Annotated in this window: 14 protein-coding genes and 1 pseudogene; 7 read left to right on the top strand and 8 right to left on the bottom strand. The window is 32.0% G+C overall.

The features are described 5' to 3' along the window. Positions 1-127 precede the first annotated feature (127 nt). Positions 128-253, bottom strand: a complete 126-nt coding sequence (locus RXO53_RS03010) for a hypothetical protein (RefSeq protein ID WP_410712786.1) — start codon at positions 251-253, stop codon at positions 128-130. Positions 254-338: 85 nt separating this feature from the next. Between RXO53_RS03010 and RXO53_RS03005 the strand changes: the two genes are divergently transcribed. Both RXO53_RS03005 and RXO53_RS03000 read left to right on the top strand, forming a co-directional pair. Next, positions 339-638, top strand: a complete 300-nt coding sequence (locus tag RXO53_RS03005; protein WP_410712785.1) for an amidohydrolase family protein — start codon at positions 339-341, stop codon at positions 636-638. Between the two features lie 64 nt (positions 639-702). Further along, the gene (locus RXO53_RS03000) at positions 703-891 is read left to right on the top strand and encodes a hypothetical protein (protein WP_410712784.1); all 189 of its coding nucleotides are present in this window, start codon (positions 703-705) and stop codon (positions 889-891) included. Positions 892-915: 24 nt separating this feature from the next. Here the strand turns inward: RXO53_RS03000 and RXO53_RS02995 are convergent, their stop codons facing one another. From RXO53_RS02995 to pstS, 5 genes are all read right to left on the bottom strand, one after another. Then, positions 916-1,077, bottom strand: coding sequence for a hypothetical protein (locus RXO53_RS02995; RefSeq protein ID WP_410712783.1), 162 nt, complete (start codon positions 1,075-1,077; stop codon positions 916-918). A 747-nt stretch (positions 1,078-1,824) separates the two neighbouring features. Further along, positions 1,825-2,601 (bottom strand): phosphate ABC transporter ATP-binding protein, encoded by a 777-nt coding sequence (locus RXO53_RS02990; RefSeq protein WP_410712782.1) that lies wholly within the window; start codon positions 2,599-2,601, stop codon positions 1,825-1,827. Continuing rightward, positions 2,594-3,433 (bottom strand): PstA family ABC transporter permease, encoded by an 840-nt coding sequence (locus RXO53_RS02985; protein ID WP_410712781.1) that lies wholly within the window; start codon positions 3,431-3,433, stop codon positions 2,594-2,596. Before RXO53_RS02985 ends, RXO53_RS02990 begins: the two co-directional genes overlap by 8 nt. Then, positions 3,430-4,338 carry a phosphate ABC transporter permease subunit PstC gene (gene pstC, locus RXO53_RS02980; RefSeq protein ID WP_410712780.1) on the bottom strand — a complete coding sequence of 303 codons (909 nt, stop codon included), beginning with the start codon at positions 4,336-4,338 and terminating at the stop codon, positions 3,430-3,432. Before pstC ends, RXO53_RS02985 begins: the two co-directional genes overlap by 4 nt. Before the next feature lie 14 nt (positions 4,339-4,352). Then, entirely contained in the window at positions 4,353-5,450 is a 1,098-nt protein-coding gene (gene pstS / locus RXO53_RS02975) for a phosphate ABC transporter substrate-binding protein PstS (protein WP_410712779.1), read from the bottom strand. Between the two features lie 442 nt (positions 5,451-5,892). On the opposite strand from pstS, the pseudogene RXO53_RS02970 reads away from it, so the two are divergent. Then, positions 5,893-6,090: pseudogene (locus tag RXO53_RS02970) on the top strand (aldehyde dehydrogenase family protein); the annotation flags it as partial. A gap of 265 nt (positions 6,091-6,355) precedes the next feature. Here RXO53_RS02970 and RXO53_RS02965 read toward each other — a convergent pair. Beyond that, on the bottom strand, positions 6,356-7,585 hold the full coding sequence (locus RXO53_RS02965) for a nucleoside phosphorylase (protein WP_410712778.1): 1,230 nt from the start codon (positions 7,583-7,585) through the stop codon (positions 6,356-6,358). 502 nt (positions 7,586-8,087) lie between these two features. On the opposite strand from RXO53_RS02965, the gene RXO53_RS02960 reads away from it, so the two are divergent. The 3 genes from RXO53_RS02960 to RXO53_RS02950 all read left to right on the top strand — a co-directional run bounded on the left by RXO53_RS02960 (position 8,088) and on the right by RXO53_RS02950 (position 12,140). Then, the gene (locus tag RXO53_RS02960) at positions 8,088-9,359 is read left to right on the top strand and encodes a ParA family protein (RefSeq protein ID WP_410712777.1); all 1,272 of its coding nucleotides are present in this window, start codon (positions 8,088-8,090) and stop codon (positions 9,357-9,359) included. Between the two features lie 11 nt (positions 9,360-9,370). Beyond that, positions 9,371-10,909 (top strand): glycosyltransferase family 2 protein, encoded by a 1,539-nt coding sequence (locus tag RXO53_RS02955; protein ID WP_410712776.1) that lies wholly within the window; start codon positions 9,371-9,373, stop codon positions 10,907-10,909. 346 nt (positions 10,910-11,255) lie between these two features. Then, positions 11,256-12,140 (top strand): proline iminopeptidase-family hydrolase, encoded by an 885-nt coding sequence (locus tag RXO53_RS02950; protein ID WP_410712775.1) that lies wholly within the window; start codon positions 11,256-11,258, stop codon positions 12,138-12,140. On the opposite strand, the gene RXO53_RS02945 is transcribed toward RXO53_RS02950, so the two are convergent. Further along, positions 12,135-15,623 carry an MMPL family transporter gene (locus tag RXO53_RS02945; RefSeq protein ID WP_410712774.1) on the bottom strand — a complete coding sequence of 1,163 codons (3,489 nt, stop codon included), beginning with the start codon at positions 15,621-15,623 and terminating at the stop codon, positions 12,135-12,137. The genes RXO53_RS02950 and RXO53_RS02945 overlap by 6 nt on opposite strands. A gap of 226 nt (positions 15,624-15,849) precedes the next feature. On the opposite strand from RXO53_RS02945, the gene RXO53_RS02940 reads away from it, so the two are divergent. Continuing rightward, the gene (locus tag RXO53_RS02940; protein WP_410712773.1) at positions 15,850-16,425 is read left to right on the top strand and encodes a hypothetical protein; all 576 of its coding nucleotides are present in this window, start codon (positions 15,850-15,852) and stop codon (positions 16,423-16,425) included. Positions 16,426-16,609 lie beyond the last annotated feature (184 nt).

The raw sequence follows: 16,609 nt of genomic DNA, 5'->3' as shown, positions 1-16,609 counted from the left end.
CTATTATATATCTAAAGAAAAAGATAAATTTAAAACATGGATATTTGGTCATGGATGGGCTGACCTCCTCCCCGCCCTGAAGGGCGAGTTTCCTGAGGTCTCAAGGGTTACACCCCTTTTATGGGTGCTACTCTATTATCCCCCAAGCCGATATTGCGGGAGAAATCGGCTCCCGCTCCTCATGTTTTAACAGTTGATCGGCCTGGAACCCTATTTTATTACACTTGTTAGTTGGGGTAGAGGCGTACCTCATATTTCAGTGACGCATACCCCGTTAGCAACTGTCTCAATTTTTAATAAGTTTCTAAACTTAAAAAACTTTACCTCGCCCCTAGAAGGTGCTTGTCGTTCACTTTATCACTTCAGCCGTTAATAGAGGAAAAGATCAAGAACTAGAATTATACAGATATACAAAGCACGAGTCCTTAGATGTATTAGAGGCATATGATGCCTATACTAATAAATCGTCATTAGCTATAGATAGAGATGATATAGGTAAAATAGAAATTGGGGAAAAAGGAGATCTTGTAATTCTTGATAAAGATCCTATAGAAAATTATCAATCTAATAAAGTTCTAATAACTATTATTAACGGAGATATAGTTTATAAAAATCCTGATCAAAATTTAATTTTTTAATTTTTATATTATATTTCTAATAATAGACTTAATAAAGTTAAACATTTAAACTAAAAATAAATTAATGATAAAAGAGAAGATGGAAATAAATAAAGGTAGGTTTAATAGGATTAAGAGCTGTAGATCTAGGGTTTCAATAAATCTAAGAAAAACAAATTTGTTCGATTTTGTTTATTATACGACTTATTCGAAAGCTTTGGAATTCTCAAAGATATATATGATGTTAATACAACAAAATCTATTTAAGAACTAGCATCAAATTCTAATATAATATTAACTATTTTTCTATTGATAGTGCTGTTTCTGAAGCAATTAATAAAATCTTACCATATATTAAAGACAAAATGGTTATAGATCTATCGACAATCTCTTCAACTACTAGCATAAACTTGGCAAACAATATTTTTTCTAAAGGAGGATTATTGTTTATTGTTCCCATAATGAATACCCCATTTGATGTAGAACAGATAAGGTATCAAAGATAGTTGGTAATCCTAGAGAACGTTTTGAAGATGTAGAAATTTATTAACTAATAGAGTTAGAAAAATAATATAAGCTGATAATAACGGTATGGAGCTTTATGTAAACTACTTCATGCTTAGGGACAAAGCTTTAAGGTTCCCGTCTCTTCACAGAAAAGATTCATCCTTCTTCAAGTTGCTTACATGTATTCAAGCAATGTAGTCTCTATTACAAATTAATGCTACCTACTACTCTTCATAAATTAACCTTGTTAATATTATTAATGCTTATCTTCTTACATACCTATTCATGTTTATTTCCTTGACAATCTTTCTAATTACAACCACATTAACACTTAACATAGCTAGACCAACCTATCCTAATTTCTAGTCTCCCTACTAGAGCAAATATAGTAATCCTAAAATTCTTAGTAACCTTAACTAAATTATCCATCAAGCATTTACTATTTAATTCCTTAAAATAAATGTTTTTACTATGCTGTATAATCATTGTAATAATCATAAATTAATGAATATGTGACATTTTATATTAATATAGTATATATTTAAGATATATTTCAATTAATTTAAGTTCATTAATTTTATTATCTATAACTTGTTAATTCTATTGTTTTCTTAAAAACATAATCTCAAAACAATATATAATCTATAACTGGTTATAGATGAGTTGTAAAGTAATGTAAATAATTAAGGCGAAAAATTCACTAAATCTTACCTATTACATACATCTCCGTTAATCTATGAGAGGGAGACTTGAACACTTTTTCAGTAGGTCCCCACTCAATTAATTTACCATCGTAGAGAAATGCTACGTAGTTGGAGATTCTCATTGTTTGCTGAGGACTATGTGATACTAAAATTATTGTTATGTCCTTACTTAACTCGACAATTAACTGCTCAATTTTAGCCGCGCTTACGACATCGATCATAGAAGTCGGTTCATCCATAAGAAGAACCTCTGGTCTCAATGCTAATGCCCTAGCTATAACCAGCCTCTGTTGTTGCCCACCAGACAGTTTCCTAGCTGCAGAGTTTAACTTATACTTCACATCATCCCAAAGTTGCGCCATTTCAAGAGCTGATCTAACCTCATCTTTTAACCTGGATTTGTCCTTGACAATACCATTAGCCCTCAATGCGTAAGCTATGTTATCATAAATGCTCATATGTGGAAATGGGTTGGGTTGTTGAAAAACCATGCCGACCTTCCTTCTCAATACCACTGGGTCCATGGAGAATATATCCTCACCATTAAGTGTGATTTTACCCTCAACCTTAGCTTCTTTATTTAACTCTATTATCCTATTAAAAGTCTTAACCAGAGTTGTTTTACCCGAACCTGAGGGGCCCATTATTGCAAATACGCTGTTTTTAGGCACTACCAACCCTGTAATGTTATTAAGTACTTGTGTTTTACCAAGCCACACATTAAGTTTCTCGACCTCGAGAACCACAGGTCTTGAATCGCCAGAATCATGCATATCTATCACCTTTACCCAAGGATAACCTGGCAGATAGGTAAATGCTAAGCACTACAAGAGAAAGGATTAACGATGCACCCCAGGCAACTTGTTGCCAATTGGTATAGGGACTAAAGGCGTAAACATATATGAGCACGGGCACTGCAGATACAGGAGATAATGGGCTGTTGGCAAATATGTTGAATGATGTGGTAGTCGTAAAGAGTAGTGGTGCAGTCTCCCCAAATATCTTAGCCATTCCGATTAAAACTCCCGTAATAACCCCTCTCCTTCCTTCAATTAGAAGTATTTTTGCAATGTGGCTCTCCGTTAATCCCAAAGCCACAGCTCCCTCATATGTCATACTCTTGGGTACTCTCATAGCCTCTATCGCTTGAATTGTAGTATAAGGTATCATTATTAAGGCTAAGGCTATTGAGGCTACTAAGGCATTTAATCCTAAACCCAGCGTAAGTCCGAAAACTAGGAATACTGATATACCCACAACTATTGTTGGAAATTCAACCATTAAGTCAAGCAGCGTTCTACCTAGCCTGGCTATTGGTGAATCTTCATAGAGGGTAATATAAATAGCTGACAACAAGGAGGTCGGTGCTGCAATAGCAATAGCCATACCTACTATTAATAGGCTACCCTCTAGAACATTAGCTATGCCACCCAAGCTGTTGAAGCCTGGCAGAGGTGGTATGTTGACTAGGAAACTAAACCCTGCTTTAGCTAACACAGAAACACCTTTATATATTATGGTACCAAGTATCCAGAAAAACGGTGTAAACATAAACACTGTTGCCGCTAATGTTAGGGTTAAGGCTAAGACCTCGCGAACTCTCACTTCAAACTCCCCCTTAGTAGAACAAGCTTCGCTATTACTATGAAGCTCATTCCTGTTACAAAAAGTAATAATGCTAGGGAAAATAATGCAGACTGTTCAATCTGCGTATATGCACTACCAAATTGATTTGCTATAAGTGATGGTATTGTTATTCCAGGCGATAATAAACTTGTAGATACCTTAAGTGCTCCTCCTATAGTTAATACTACAGCCATGGTCTCGCCTATCCCCCTGCCCAAAGCTAAGCTTAAAGCCCCAATTAAGGACTTAGCTATATATGATAACTTTATTTTAATAGCATCCCACCTAGTAAGGCCTAACGCATAGATACCTTCGACCATAACCTCAGGTACCTGCGCATAAATTTCCCTAATCAATGACGAAGCAAATGGAGTTATCATTATGGCAAGTACTGATGCAGCAAGTAGATATGAGCCGCCAATAGGAGTTGTAGAGAACAATGGCAAGAAACCTAGTTTCTTATGAAGCCAGGTAAATAGTGTTGGATTAAGCGTAGGCCCTAACACATACAATCCCCAGAAACCGTATATCACGGTTGGGAAACCAACCATTAAGTCACTAACTATTATTAAGAATTCCTTTAGCTTACCTAAGGCGAACTCGTTTAGGAATATTGCCGATCCTACTGCAAGCAACATTACTATAGTTATGGCAACTAGTGAAACCACGAATGTACCATAAATTGCAGCTAAGCCACCAAAAAAGTTTGTATTTGGATCCCATTTGTTTGTTGTATATACTAATAAACCCTCTTTCATGAGTGCTGGTAATGAGTAATATATTAACGCTCCAAGCATGGTGCCAACAAAAGCTATAACAATTAGGATGCCAATAGAAGAAAAAGGAATTAGCCTGTTTTTAGCCCTTTTAACTACATAGTTCATATTCCTTACTCCCTTTATTTAATTAGGCTAACAACAGGCTGACCATTACATGTTATATCATTACCAAGTTCATTAGCTAGACTTTGTGCCAATTGACTAGGTAATGGCACATAGCCCTTAATCAGTTCATTCTGCCCCTGAATCAGTATGTACTTAAGGAATATGTATACGGCTACAGCGTTATTGCAATTCGTATAAATAGCCGGTGCATGTAAGTAAGAGTTGCCTACTATTGGGTATGCATTAGATGCGTTCAAATTCATGAATATTCCAGCATATGGATACCAATTACTGAGCACACTAGGTAGCTTAGATAGGTCTACAGAGTTTAAGGCACTAATTATACTATTAGCACTTGGTTTAATGAATTTCCCAGTAGCTGGGTTCTGAACAGCTGCTACCATTAAGTTATTAACTATGGCATAGCTAAGTTCCACATAACCTATTGACCACTGGTTCTGTTCAACGTAAGCAGTAACACCTTCGCTACCCTTTCCACCAAGCCCGGTACCTAGCTGATCTACTGGCCAATTAACCGTGTAACCGTAACCTACACCACTACTATTCCAAACTTCTGAGGATTTTGTAAGCCATAAGGTAAATGTGAAAGTGGTACCACTACCATCACTTCTATGAACTGCGATTATTTTCTCGTGTGGGAATTGGAAGTTCTTGTTTAATGCAGTTATGTTTGGATCATCCCAATATTGTATCTTCCCTGTGTAAATGCCGGCTAGTACATTTGCTGTGAGATTTAAGGTACCATTGAAACCAGGTATATTGTATATAAAAGCCACCGCACCTACGGAATCAGGTATAGTTACTATCTTACCGTAGATGTTCGTGGCATTTTGATATAACTGTGTTGGCATTGGTACGTCAGAAGCCCCTATTAGATAAACGCCTTGCAGTAATCTACTGACACCAGTTCCACTACCAACACTATCATAAGTAACTAAGATGCCGGGATATACAGAACTAAAGTTACGTATCCATACTTGCATTTGAGGATTAATCCACGTTGAACCACCAGCCTTTATTGTCACACTCAATTTCGTAGGGTCAATTAAATTGGAAGTTGTTGTTGATGATGTTGTATGGCTTTTATGCATTACAAAGTATGCACCAACTAAAACTATCGCAATTACTACTATGATTCCTACAACCACTAAACTAGTTTTACCATTACCTACCATATTTTTACCCTTTTTCATTTTTTTCGCCAATAAACTATATTTATTTATATGTATAAAAACATTTCTATAGTATATATGTAATTCTATATATACTATATAGAAAATCGATATTATTTAGATAAATAGTGGTTGAAATGAAGAGTCATAATTATTAGATAAATAAAGATTTTGATGTAAAATAATTTAATAGCTATAATAGATTTAAAATACTTATAATTAAGTTTAAAGATGTATTTTTGCAAACAGCATGACATTAGAGAAAAGAATAAGCTTATACAATAAAAATTCTTATCGCGTTATGAAAATTAGTTTAAATTATATAAACTCAGATTAAAACAATTATCATGATAGATCAACAAAACTTATTAATGATGCTATATATAAAGGAGGATCATTGTTAACCGGGGGGTTAACAAATGGAAGGTATATAGAACCAACACTGATTGATAATATAGCTAAGAATTCAGAAATACTTTGGAATGATATAGAAGCACCAGTGTTAACATCTACAAGCGTTTCAAGCTGTACGGAGGCAATATCTATAGCAAAACAATGAGATTATGTCTAAACCTAGAAACAATTTCCAGCTTTTTCTACATTTTAAACCATAAAATATTTTCAAAAAGCAAAACATGACCATTATTATACATTATTTACCTCAGAATAGCTTGATTTCCAATATTAATTAAATAAGTATATCGATTTTCTTTAATTTTCCTTATCTTTCAAATCAATTTAAATAATCCTTTATATTATTTCGTAAATCTTTATTAACTTAAGTTTACTCTAAAAAATAAAAAAAATTAATCTGATTAAAATAATCAGCTTATACTTCTGCTTTCTAAAATTTTGTACCCAAATGAATAGGTATATTCAGCTATATTAGGATTATTTATTGTTATTATAGTCCCATTTTGGGCCATATATTGAATTTCAGTTACATTACCTACTGAATAATAAGCTCTTAATGCTATTAAGTAGTTGTTTAATTTTGCATTTGAAACATTTGATAGTATACTTTCATTAACGGTTTGGTATAAGTTTTTAGTCGAAAAGTGTTCTATTATATAAATTGTTACATTAGCAGCTTCTTGAGCAGCAGTTACACCTATATAAGTATTTGGAAACCATGGAGAATCTGAAATACCTCTAACAATAATCCATGGAATTCCTAATTCTGAATTAACATACGCAAATCCCATTCCCTCATTTTCGCCTGCGTCAGTTTGATATAAAGCATTTTGATCTAATTGCCAAACTAGAGGCTCTGTCCATTGGTTAGCAGATCCAATAGCACCAATAATAATTTTTGACTTTACTATGCCAGTAATAGAACTATTACCTGTGACATTTGCAGCATATAAATAACCTAAAGGTGCATTTTCAGCAATTTCAACTAATCCTAATGATGCTGGCAATGCAGCAACATATACATAGCTTTCATCTATAGCACTAGGGCCATAACCATAATATGAGGCATTTTGTAATGTTGGACCAACTTCTCCATAACCTCCTATAATCGAGTTATTTATTAAACTTTTATTTGTTACCACCATCTCTACTCCAGTGTAATCGCTCTGAAAGCCTCTATTATGATAGTGAATTGAGGATTTATCTACAACATAAGCACCTATTACAACATCACCTGGTAAAACGTATGGATTCCTTGAACCTGCAGTACCGCTTAAAATATTTGCTATTATATGAAAATGAGTATCCATTATATATGTAGCCAATTCAGCGGCATATTCTTTTTCCCCACTTCTTACATTTACAACATATTGATTCCCTATTTTTCCTATGTAAAATGTATAACCACTTATATTAACTTCTGTAACATTTTTCATGGCTGCTAAAATAGGGGCTTGTTCCATTGCCATTGGTGTAACAATACCTATCATAGGTTGAGAAAATAATGTATTAGAATTATTGTTACTTGCATTTTTGTTAATAGCCTGCTTTGCTAAGTTATATTCATAAGCAAATCCTACAAAACCAATTACTGCTAATATTACAAATATTATAGCAACATATTTTATAGTGTTTCCCAAGGTGTTCACCGATTTGTGCTAAGTAAAAACTATTTATAAATTTTAATGTAAAATTCTAGATAATTTTACATAGCCAAGTAAAACAAACTTTACAAAATTTACTATAGTATTACTTTAATTGACCTAATAAAATTATTAAAAACGAGGACAAAAGCCTTGCTAATTGATAGGGTAAAGAAATTATATAACAATAAAATATCTATATTTTCATCGAAGATTAATGAGCTAACTTTAACAGATGCTTTAAAGAAGAGATCATTGATTTACTAGTAACTATATGGTAAAACTTCTTTCAAATCTCTGCAAAATAGTATCAATGCAAGGCATATAAGTTCAAATCACATTTTTGCTTTTTGTAAGATGCAAAAAATTAAAATAAGTTGAATCAAAAAAATTTAAGGATTGGCTTTCAGATATTACAGAGAATAAAAATAGAATATATACAGCCAAATATATAGCAATTAGATATGCTCATTTAAATGATAATAATGGTGATAGTTCAATGAAATGCGCTATTGATATGCTAAGTATTAAAGCCGAAGTGGGAAGGTCCACTCTTTCGCTATCGCTTGCGAAGGCTCTAGCTGAGGAAGGATTCAGAGTTTTGCTCATAGATGCAGATCCTGCTGGGTATTCTTCATATGTTGCAGGAATTAAGAAACACGTTGCTGTTGGGATATCTAGACTAGCTGAAGAGGATCTCAAAACATTCAAGGTTAAGTCCGGTCTCGTCTCAGTATTGGACTTGTCAAGTCACTTTATTTATATTTTAGCGCATGAATTGGGCAATTCTTATAGCGAACTGAAGAGCCTCATTAGCATTATGAATAAAAAGTATGATTGCTTTATAATTGACAATCCTCTCATGGCCAAATATAGGAATGACGAGAACGCCAGTGATTGGGTTTATGTAAGCAATAATTTGTTAGATGTTATACCAATGAGGATATACGTCTCATCAGCAGATCAAAATATCATTGACTCTACAGTAGATTACATGAAAAAAATAGAGGCCAGAAGTTCTAATGAAGGTTTTCCTCTGGCATTTGTAGTTAACATGATTCCGAATGAGGCTGAGATAGATCAAATTAAACAAAGGCTTGAGGAAATAACTTTCAATTATGGCGTAAAGTTAGGAATAGGAATACCCGAAATTAAGGGCATCCTAGATCATGAGAACATGAGCTTTGAAAAAATACCTATAATTGATGGCATGAAGTTCCTTGCTCTAAAGCTTTCAAGAGAAGAATTACAGAACAAGGAGGTTTACATAGGCCATGGAAAATACAATTACTTTCCGAGGTCAATTTTAGTTGTACAACCACCTGGAAGAGACTGGGTATCTACAGTAAACGAAATCCTTGAGACCCACTTCAAAAAAGAAGGGACTGCAGTCATTGTCTCGACAAAAGAAAATGCTATGGAAGCTGCTAAGAATCTCGATATGGAATACGTTGAATTCTCAATCATGCCAAAGTACAAGATGGACAGGTTTAATGTGAAAAATTTCGACGATGTTTTAAAACTGGCAAATAAAATTTCGAACGAGATATCATACAAGGCCCTAAAATTTAAGAATCCGATTGTGATAATTTATAGAGCGAACGACATATGCCCGGGAACTGACAATTTGTTCTACTTGGACGAGTTCTGGGATGCATTCATAAGCTACACTATGAAGAAGGGAGAAATAAATCTGGTTTTAATATGCGAGAGGATTGGGCCAGTATGTGATACGATCAAGTCCAGCGTCGATAAAATCATTGAATACTGATGTGAACTAGGATGAAGCTAATAAACCTACTTGTGTTCTTTTCACCATTTGTCGCGGCAGCTATAATAACCTACTTTACCTGGGCCAGGTTGCTAACTCTTCCGCTGGCTTATGGTTTGTGGCTCACTATGATTGTACCCTTTTTTATGTTCGTTAACTTTGCCGAGATTTCTCTAAGCTCCCGCAAGTACAACGCGCTAATAGTAGGCAGTCCGATGAAGCTAAGAATTGCAGCTTTCATAACATCTTTTAATGAGAATCCAGAAATAGTTGAAAAAACTCTCATTGCAGTGAAGAATGCATTGGGGGACATGGGTGAGGTATTCCTGCTAGATGACTCAACGGACAAGCAAATAGTAAAGGAGCTGATTGATTTTTGCTCAAGAAACGGAATAAGATACTTTCATAGAAACGATAGGAAGGGATATAAGGCTGGGGCTATAAATGATGCTCTAAAGAGAATAGAGGGAGAAGGCTTTGACCTTGTAGCAATATTTGATGCAGATCAGAGGCCTACTAAGGATTTCTTTAAACAAGTCCTGCCGTATTTTGAGGATCCCAAAATAGCCTTCGTTCAAATTCCTCAGAGATATACAGAGCTTTACAGCAGCGTAGCGCAGGGAGCTAAGTACCAACAGGAGCCTTTTTTGAGGGTTATCATGAAGGGCAGGCATAGCAGGTCAGCATTTTCGCTTGGATCAGGTACTGTGTTTAGAATTAGCGCCCTGAAAAAGGTGGGCTACCTGCCCGAAACAAGCTTAACTGAAGATGCAGCCGTATCGATAAAGCTCCACTCGAAGGGTTACAAAAGCGCATATGCAGACGTGCCACTAATATGGTACGGAATTCCTCCTCAAGATGTTAATGCTTATATAACTCAACAGTCAAGGTGGGCCTTCGGGTATTTTTCGCTAATCCGTTCAATTCTCATTAGCAACTTGAGTGTTGCGCAGTTCATTGACTACTACGCGGGATTTCTTTATTGGACTATGGTAGGTCCACTAACCATAATCGAAGTTGCGTCTCCTGCCTTTTTCCTGATAACCAGAATACCTATAATAATTATCAATCCTATTCTATATATAATAGTATATCTGCCATACTTTTTATTTTCACTATTTCTATTCATTCTTATTATGAGAGGGACTGAGTATGGCATAAAGGGATTCTACTACCATAAGACGCTAGAATACTTGGAGTTCGCTGCAATAACTACAGCATTTATATCTTGGCTTTTAAGGAAAAAGAGGCCCTTCAAAGTCACACCTAAGGGCTCTAAAGCAAAAGCAAGCCTCAAGTTGGTTTTGCCCCATATTGCAATACTTGCTACACTAGTTATTGCCTTTATAGAAGGCTTGTGGTGGCTTTTCACCTCATCAAAAGTCTCTGAGATGTTATATTACGCAATAATAGTCAACCTATTCTGGGATGCCTTCTTCATTCCATTCTTCTTTAACGGTATAAGATTAGCCCTGCAAGGTTCATCAACAGAAGGAGGATACACATATTTAGGGGCTCATACAAATTTGGCCGAGAATAAAAAATATTAGTAGAGAGTTTCTTCATAAAAGTAAAAACAGAGCAATGTTTAGGAGTTTATTTTAGCAACTAAATCTTTATTAAAATATACTTTTTAAAATCTTTCTCTACCATCTCTATTTATAGCAACTTTTAAAAGGGATTAGCTGGATAATGTAAACAAGCTGATTTTACATTACGTCAATGAGCCACATAAGATACATACTATATTGAAAGCTGAAAGGCTTAGAAAAGGAAAGCATATCATAACTCTATTAAGTAAAACAAATTTTGCGAAATTCTATGCAATTAATTTAATTGAGCTAATAAAATTACAATGCACAATATAAAATTTAAAGCCCAATTTTTTATTAAATTATGGTGGGCGAAATGTATAACGAAGAAGAAGGTTTTATAGAAATTAACGGGGTCCAAATTTATTATAAAAAAGTAGGTAAAGGCAAAGATGTAATACTTACATTGCATGGAGGTCCAGGAGCTTCCCATGACTATTTATTGCCATTGAAAAAATTAGCCAATAATAAATATACAATAATTTTTTATGATCAATGCGGTTGTGGGAGATCTGGAGAGCCAAAAGATTTAAGCAAATGTACTAATATACAATATTATGTGGAAGAGGTAGAAGAGGTAAGAAAAAAGCTCGCAAAAGATAAAGTTATTTTATTAGGCCATTCATGGGGAGGTTTATTGGCTTTAGCTTATGCAGTAAAGTACCAAAACAATTTAAAAGCGCTTATTGTTTCAAGCGGCCTTTCTAGCGTACCATTAACTGTGAAAGAAATGAGAAGATTAATTAATCAATTACCAAAAGAAATTAGAGATGAAATATACGATTGTGAAAAGAAAAATGATTTCTCAAGTGAAAAATGTAAAAAAGCTGTTGAGGAATTTTACAAAAGACACTTATTAAGATTAGATGTTTATCCTGAAGAAGTACAAAAGAGCCTTGATTATTTATCAAAAAGAAAAATTTATATGATAATGAATGGTCCAACAGAATTTGAAATAACCGGAACAATTAAAGACATAGACATAACAAATGATATTAAAAACATAAATATACCAACATTAATAATTGTTGGAGAATTTGATGAAGTTACTCCAGAAGTAGCTAAAGTCATTAATGAAAATATTAAAGGATCGAAGTTAGTTATTATACCAAATTCTTCCCATATGAATTTCTATGAAAATCCTGAATACTATTTTAATGAAGTTAAAAAATTTATTAATAATTTATGATTTTTTAATTTTTTTAGGCCACCAAGCGTATTTACCTAGAATATTAGCCAAAAGTGGAGTGAAGAATAATGATGCCATAAATCCTGCTAGCAATACCCCAGTCATTAATGCTAATCCCATACCTCTAAATCCTGGTGCAGAAAAAGCTAAAAGTCCTGAAAAAGCACCGGCCATAATAACAGATAGACCTATAACTAATATACTCATTCTATTTAAAGTGTTAATTATTGCCTCTTTACTACAATTTAATTCACATTCCTCTTTCATTCTATTTATTATAAAGCTATTGTAATCCATACCGACACCTAAAATTGCAGTAAACACAACTATCGGCAAATACCAGGGTAATGTTATATTTAACATTTTATATATTTCTATAGATAATGCGCTTCCAAATATTGCTGAAAATACAACACTTCCCAAAGCTATTAAAGCCATTGGAACGCTTTCATAAAATATAAGCAATACAATAAACATTAATATTATGGCAATGGGATAAACTAGATGATAAAAGCTATGATAAACTATATTTTTGAGATCTAAGTTTACAGCAGGCATTCCGCCTACCATTGCTTGTTGAGAAACATTTTTAGCCATACTTCTAATGGTTTCTGTACATGCGATAGCTTGTTTCCCTAATGGATATTCTGATAAAACTACTTCTAATATAGGCTTTGAACTATTTAATAATTGAGTTGATTTAACGCAACTCAATTTATATATCGATTGATTAATTTGATTTAATGTAGAGATGTTTGGTGCAACTATATAATCTGGGTATAGAAGACCTGATTGATAATTATTTGTTAAATAGTGCAATGCGACAACTGATTGGGAATTTTGAGGCATCATTAAACTAAAGTCATAACTACCGCTAAAAGTTACATATACATAGATTGATGGTATTAAAATTATTATAACGATTGCTAGTATTATTGCTTGATGCTTAAGTAAACTATTATAACGAGTATTATTGCTTTTTGATTTATTATTAGGTTTATTTAATTTTGATGGCCACCATATAATTTTTTTGCCTCCAAGAATCGCTAATAGTGAAGGAATTACGGTTAAGCTAATTGTCATTGTTATTAAAATAGCTATTGGTATAGACTCTCCAAGACTTGATAAAAACGGGAAATTAGATGCAATAGACATTGAACCAAATCCAATAGCTGCAGTTAGACCACCAGTAATAACAGCTCTCCAACTCCTTCTCAAAGCATTTTCTGATGCAATTCTAGCATCTTTAACTTTAGAAAATTCTTCTCTAAACCTTCTGGAAATTAAACTTGAATAGTCAATTCCAAGCCCTAGACCAGCTAAATACATTATAGTCCTACTTATTGAATTTAGTGAAATAATATCCCCTTTTGCCAAAATATATGCAACTCCTAAAGCAATTATTAATCCCATCCCGATGCCAACGAATGGCAAAAATATTGCAACAATACTTTCCAATACGATAGCTAATATGATTAAAACCAATATCGTACTTATTGTATCGCTTTGAGAAATACTCTTTAATGATGAATTAGCTAGTTGATAATTTAACACCTGATTTCCTGTAACCATTACTTTAGTATCTTTATATCCAAGACTAATTAATGTATTACTCAAATTATTCTCTAAATTAATTATTGCTTTATATGACAAATTGCTTGGCAAGAATATTATGAAACCATTTTTATCATTTTGGATTAAAGTTCCAACAATTTTATTTGTTATATTGTTAATCGTTTCGTTAAATATCTTTTTGGTTATATAATCTAATTGGATTGAATAACTTGTTTCGTTAAGAAATACCTTCATTGTTGAATTAATAACTAACCCAGTTAAATTTGATGGTATTCCATAATTACTTAAAATACTATATAACATACTTGGCATTAATAAAATTAATTGACTATAGTTTTTGATTGGCTCGTTAATGGCGATCTCGTTTAATAAAGTTCTTGCTAAAGTTGAATTTAATGTTTGATTTATAACTTGAATTGCAACAGTGTTAGGATCATAATTATCTGCAAGTTCCAACAATATTTTTTTATTAGAAACATTAAATAAGTTACCAATTAAGTTTGATGCAACTATATTTGAATATGTTACATTATTATATAGCAAACCATCAGCATTTGGATCATCTATAATTAAAATTTTTGATATGTAATTTGCGATATTTGAATTAATTAATGAGACATTTTTAGGCATATATAAAATTATGGTATTTAATGCGTTAACCGAAGCTACTTCCTTATTAAATTCGTTTTCCACTATATAATAAGACAAATTTTCAGCTATTATCTTTGGGACTTTAAATGAACTTAATATGTTTATTGTGCTATTATAAAATAAGTTGTTTAGTTTTGAATTATTAAAATTACTTAATGCATATTGGGATGCAATAGGAAATATTATTTCCAATTCTTTTTCATTATTTATATAATTTTTGACTAAGCTATCGAAAGTAACTATGGATGATTCTTTAGAGATGTTATTTATGTAACTTAATAAATTGTATTGGCCTATTATACTGGGATTTTCATACAAAATATATTTAAGATTGGGATATTTGCTGCTTATATTATTATAAACGATATGATATAAACTAAGAATTTCTGTGAAATTACTACTTGTATTGTTAAGCTTTTCCAATAATTCATAAGTTAAGTTTGATGCGAATTCATTATTAAATTCACTAGGCCCACCGTTTTTTAAAACATTGTAGTAAACAAATTCTACTAGCGAAGGGCTGGGTGAACTTATATTATATATTTGTGGTGAATTATTTATTACCGTGTAAATATCATTTTCAGTTAAATTATAAGTTTCATACGCATTTGTTTTATTTTCCAAATAAAATTCAATTCTTATTACGTTAAAGTATAGGGCCGTATAATAATTAGATAATTGATTAGTTGCATTTCCTAATAGTATTAATTTATATCTCGTGTTATTTACTAAATTAGACAAATTGTTTCCAATAAGATAATAATTTGAATAAATATAGTCAGCGTTCCTAATTAATTGCGATAGTAAAAATATGTTATTTTGTAAAGTATACAGTTTCTTTGATAAATTGTTAACATTAATCCATAAACTTTTTATTCCATTTGCCAATTCAAGGCTTGAATTTAACATATAGTTTGTTTTATTCAAAGTTAAACTATATGCCGAATTTAACAAACTTATCCATGAAATGGAATTAGATAGGTTTAACTTCATTAATGTAGAGTTTAATCTATAAAATGAAGAAGAATTTACAGTAACATTAGATATTATATAAACCACATTGGTTTCCTTAGTAGAATTTGTAGAATTATCTACTATATTCATAACTTTTATACTTTCAACATTTTTTGGTAATAAACTAGATTCATTTGAGCTAACTACACTATTAATTTTAGTCATAAAAGGATATAAAGCTATGGTTAAAACTAATGCTATTAATATTATTACGTAAGGTGCTTTTCTAATAGCCCTATACATTATACTTCACCCAATATATATAAAGCTATAGGATATATTTATTTTTGATTCTTTTTTACGTTTTATATTTTATTATTTAAAAAGATGTGAAACTTTTGAGAATTTAATATAAATTTAATCATTAAATAAAATTAAAAATCTTTTCAAATAATGCAATAAATATTATGTAGATATTAACCATTAATTTTATATAATTCGTTTTATTTCAAATAATTATGTGAAAAAGATGAGTGATGAAAAACTTACAACAAATATGCTCATATTGGAATTATCAACAATGATAGTTGCAATTGCCTTAGCTTTAAGTGCTGAAACAATTAATTCCTTTAGATTATCTGTAATTAGTATTATAGATTATATCGTTGTTAATATAATAGTAATTTGGTTTTGGTGGAGATATATAACGGACAGACTGAAATACCCTATAAAGAATAATTCTTTTCCAGCTACTGACGTATTTCTTTTAATAATAATTTCATTATTACCTGTGTTTTTAGAAACAGGAAGCATTTTTTATTTAAGCAGTGCATTATCTATATTAGCTTTTACTTGGGCATTCCTATTATATAATATTTTAAAACAATATAAAGAAAATTTGCACCCAGTCTTAATTAATGATTTAAAATCACAAATAAATACCAGAATTTTCATGGGTTTTATATTTCTTTTTGTATTTATTATTAGCTTTATCTCTATTATAATGGGTAGAATCCTGTTTTTATTTAGCATTTTAATAATCATATACAGTTCATTAATTACTGTTATAAGGAGAAGGCATATGAAAAAATTTATAAAATCCTAATATTTAATTAATTTTTCTTTTTTCTCTTCCTTCATTACACTACAAATTTTTAAATTAAAATATATGTTGTACAACTTTATTCTTATAATTAGCTGTTGCATTCTTTATAACATCTTTTAAATTATCATATATTTTAAAAGTAGGATTGTTTTGACTAATCTCATTACAAATCTTCTATTACTTC

It is taken from the genome of Caldisphaera sp., assembly GCF_046536515.1.
Lineage (GTDB): Archaea > Thermoproteota > Thermoprotei_A > Sulfolobales > Acidilobaceae > Caldisphaera.
The sequence above is the reverse complement of the archived record's forward strand: the minus strand, read 5'-3'. Positions and strand labels throughout refer to the sequence as shown.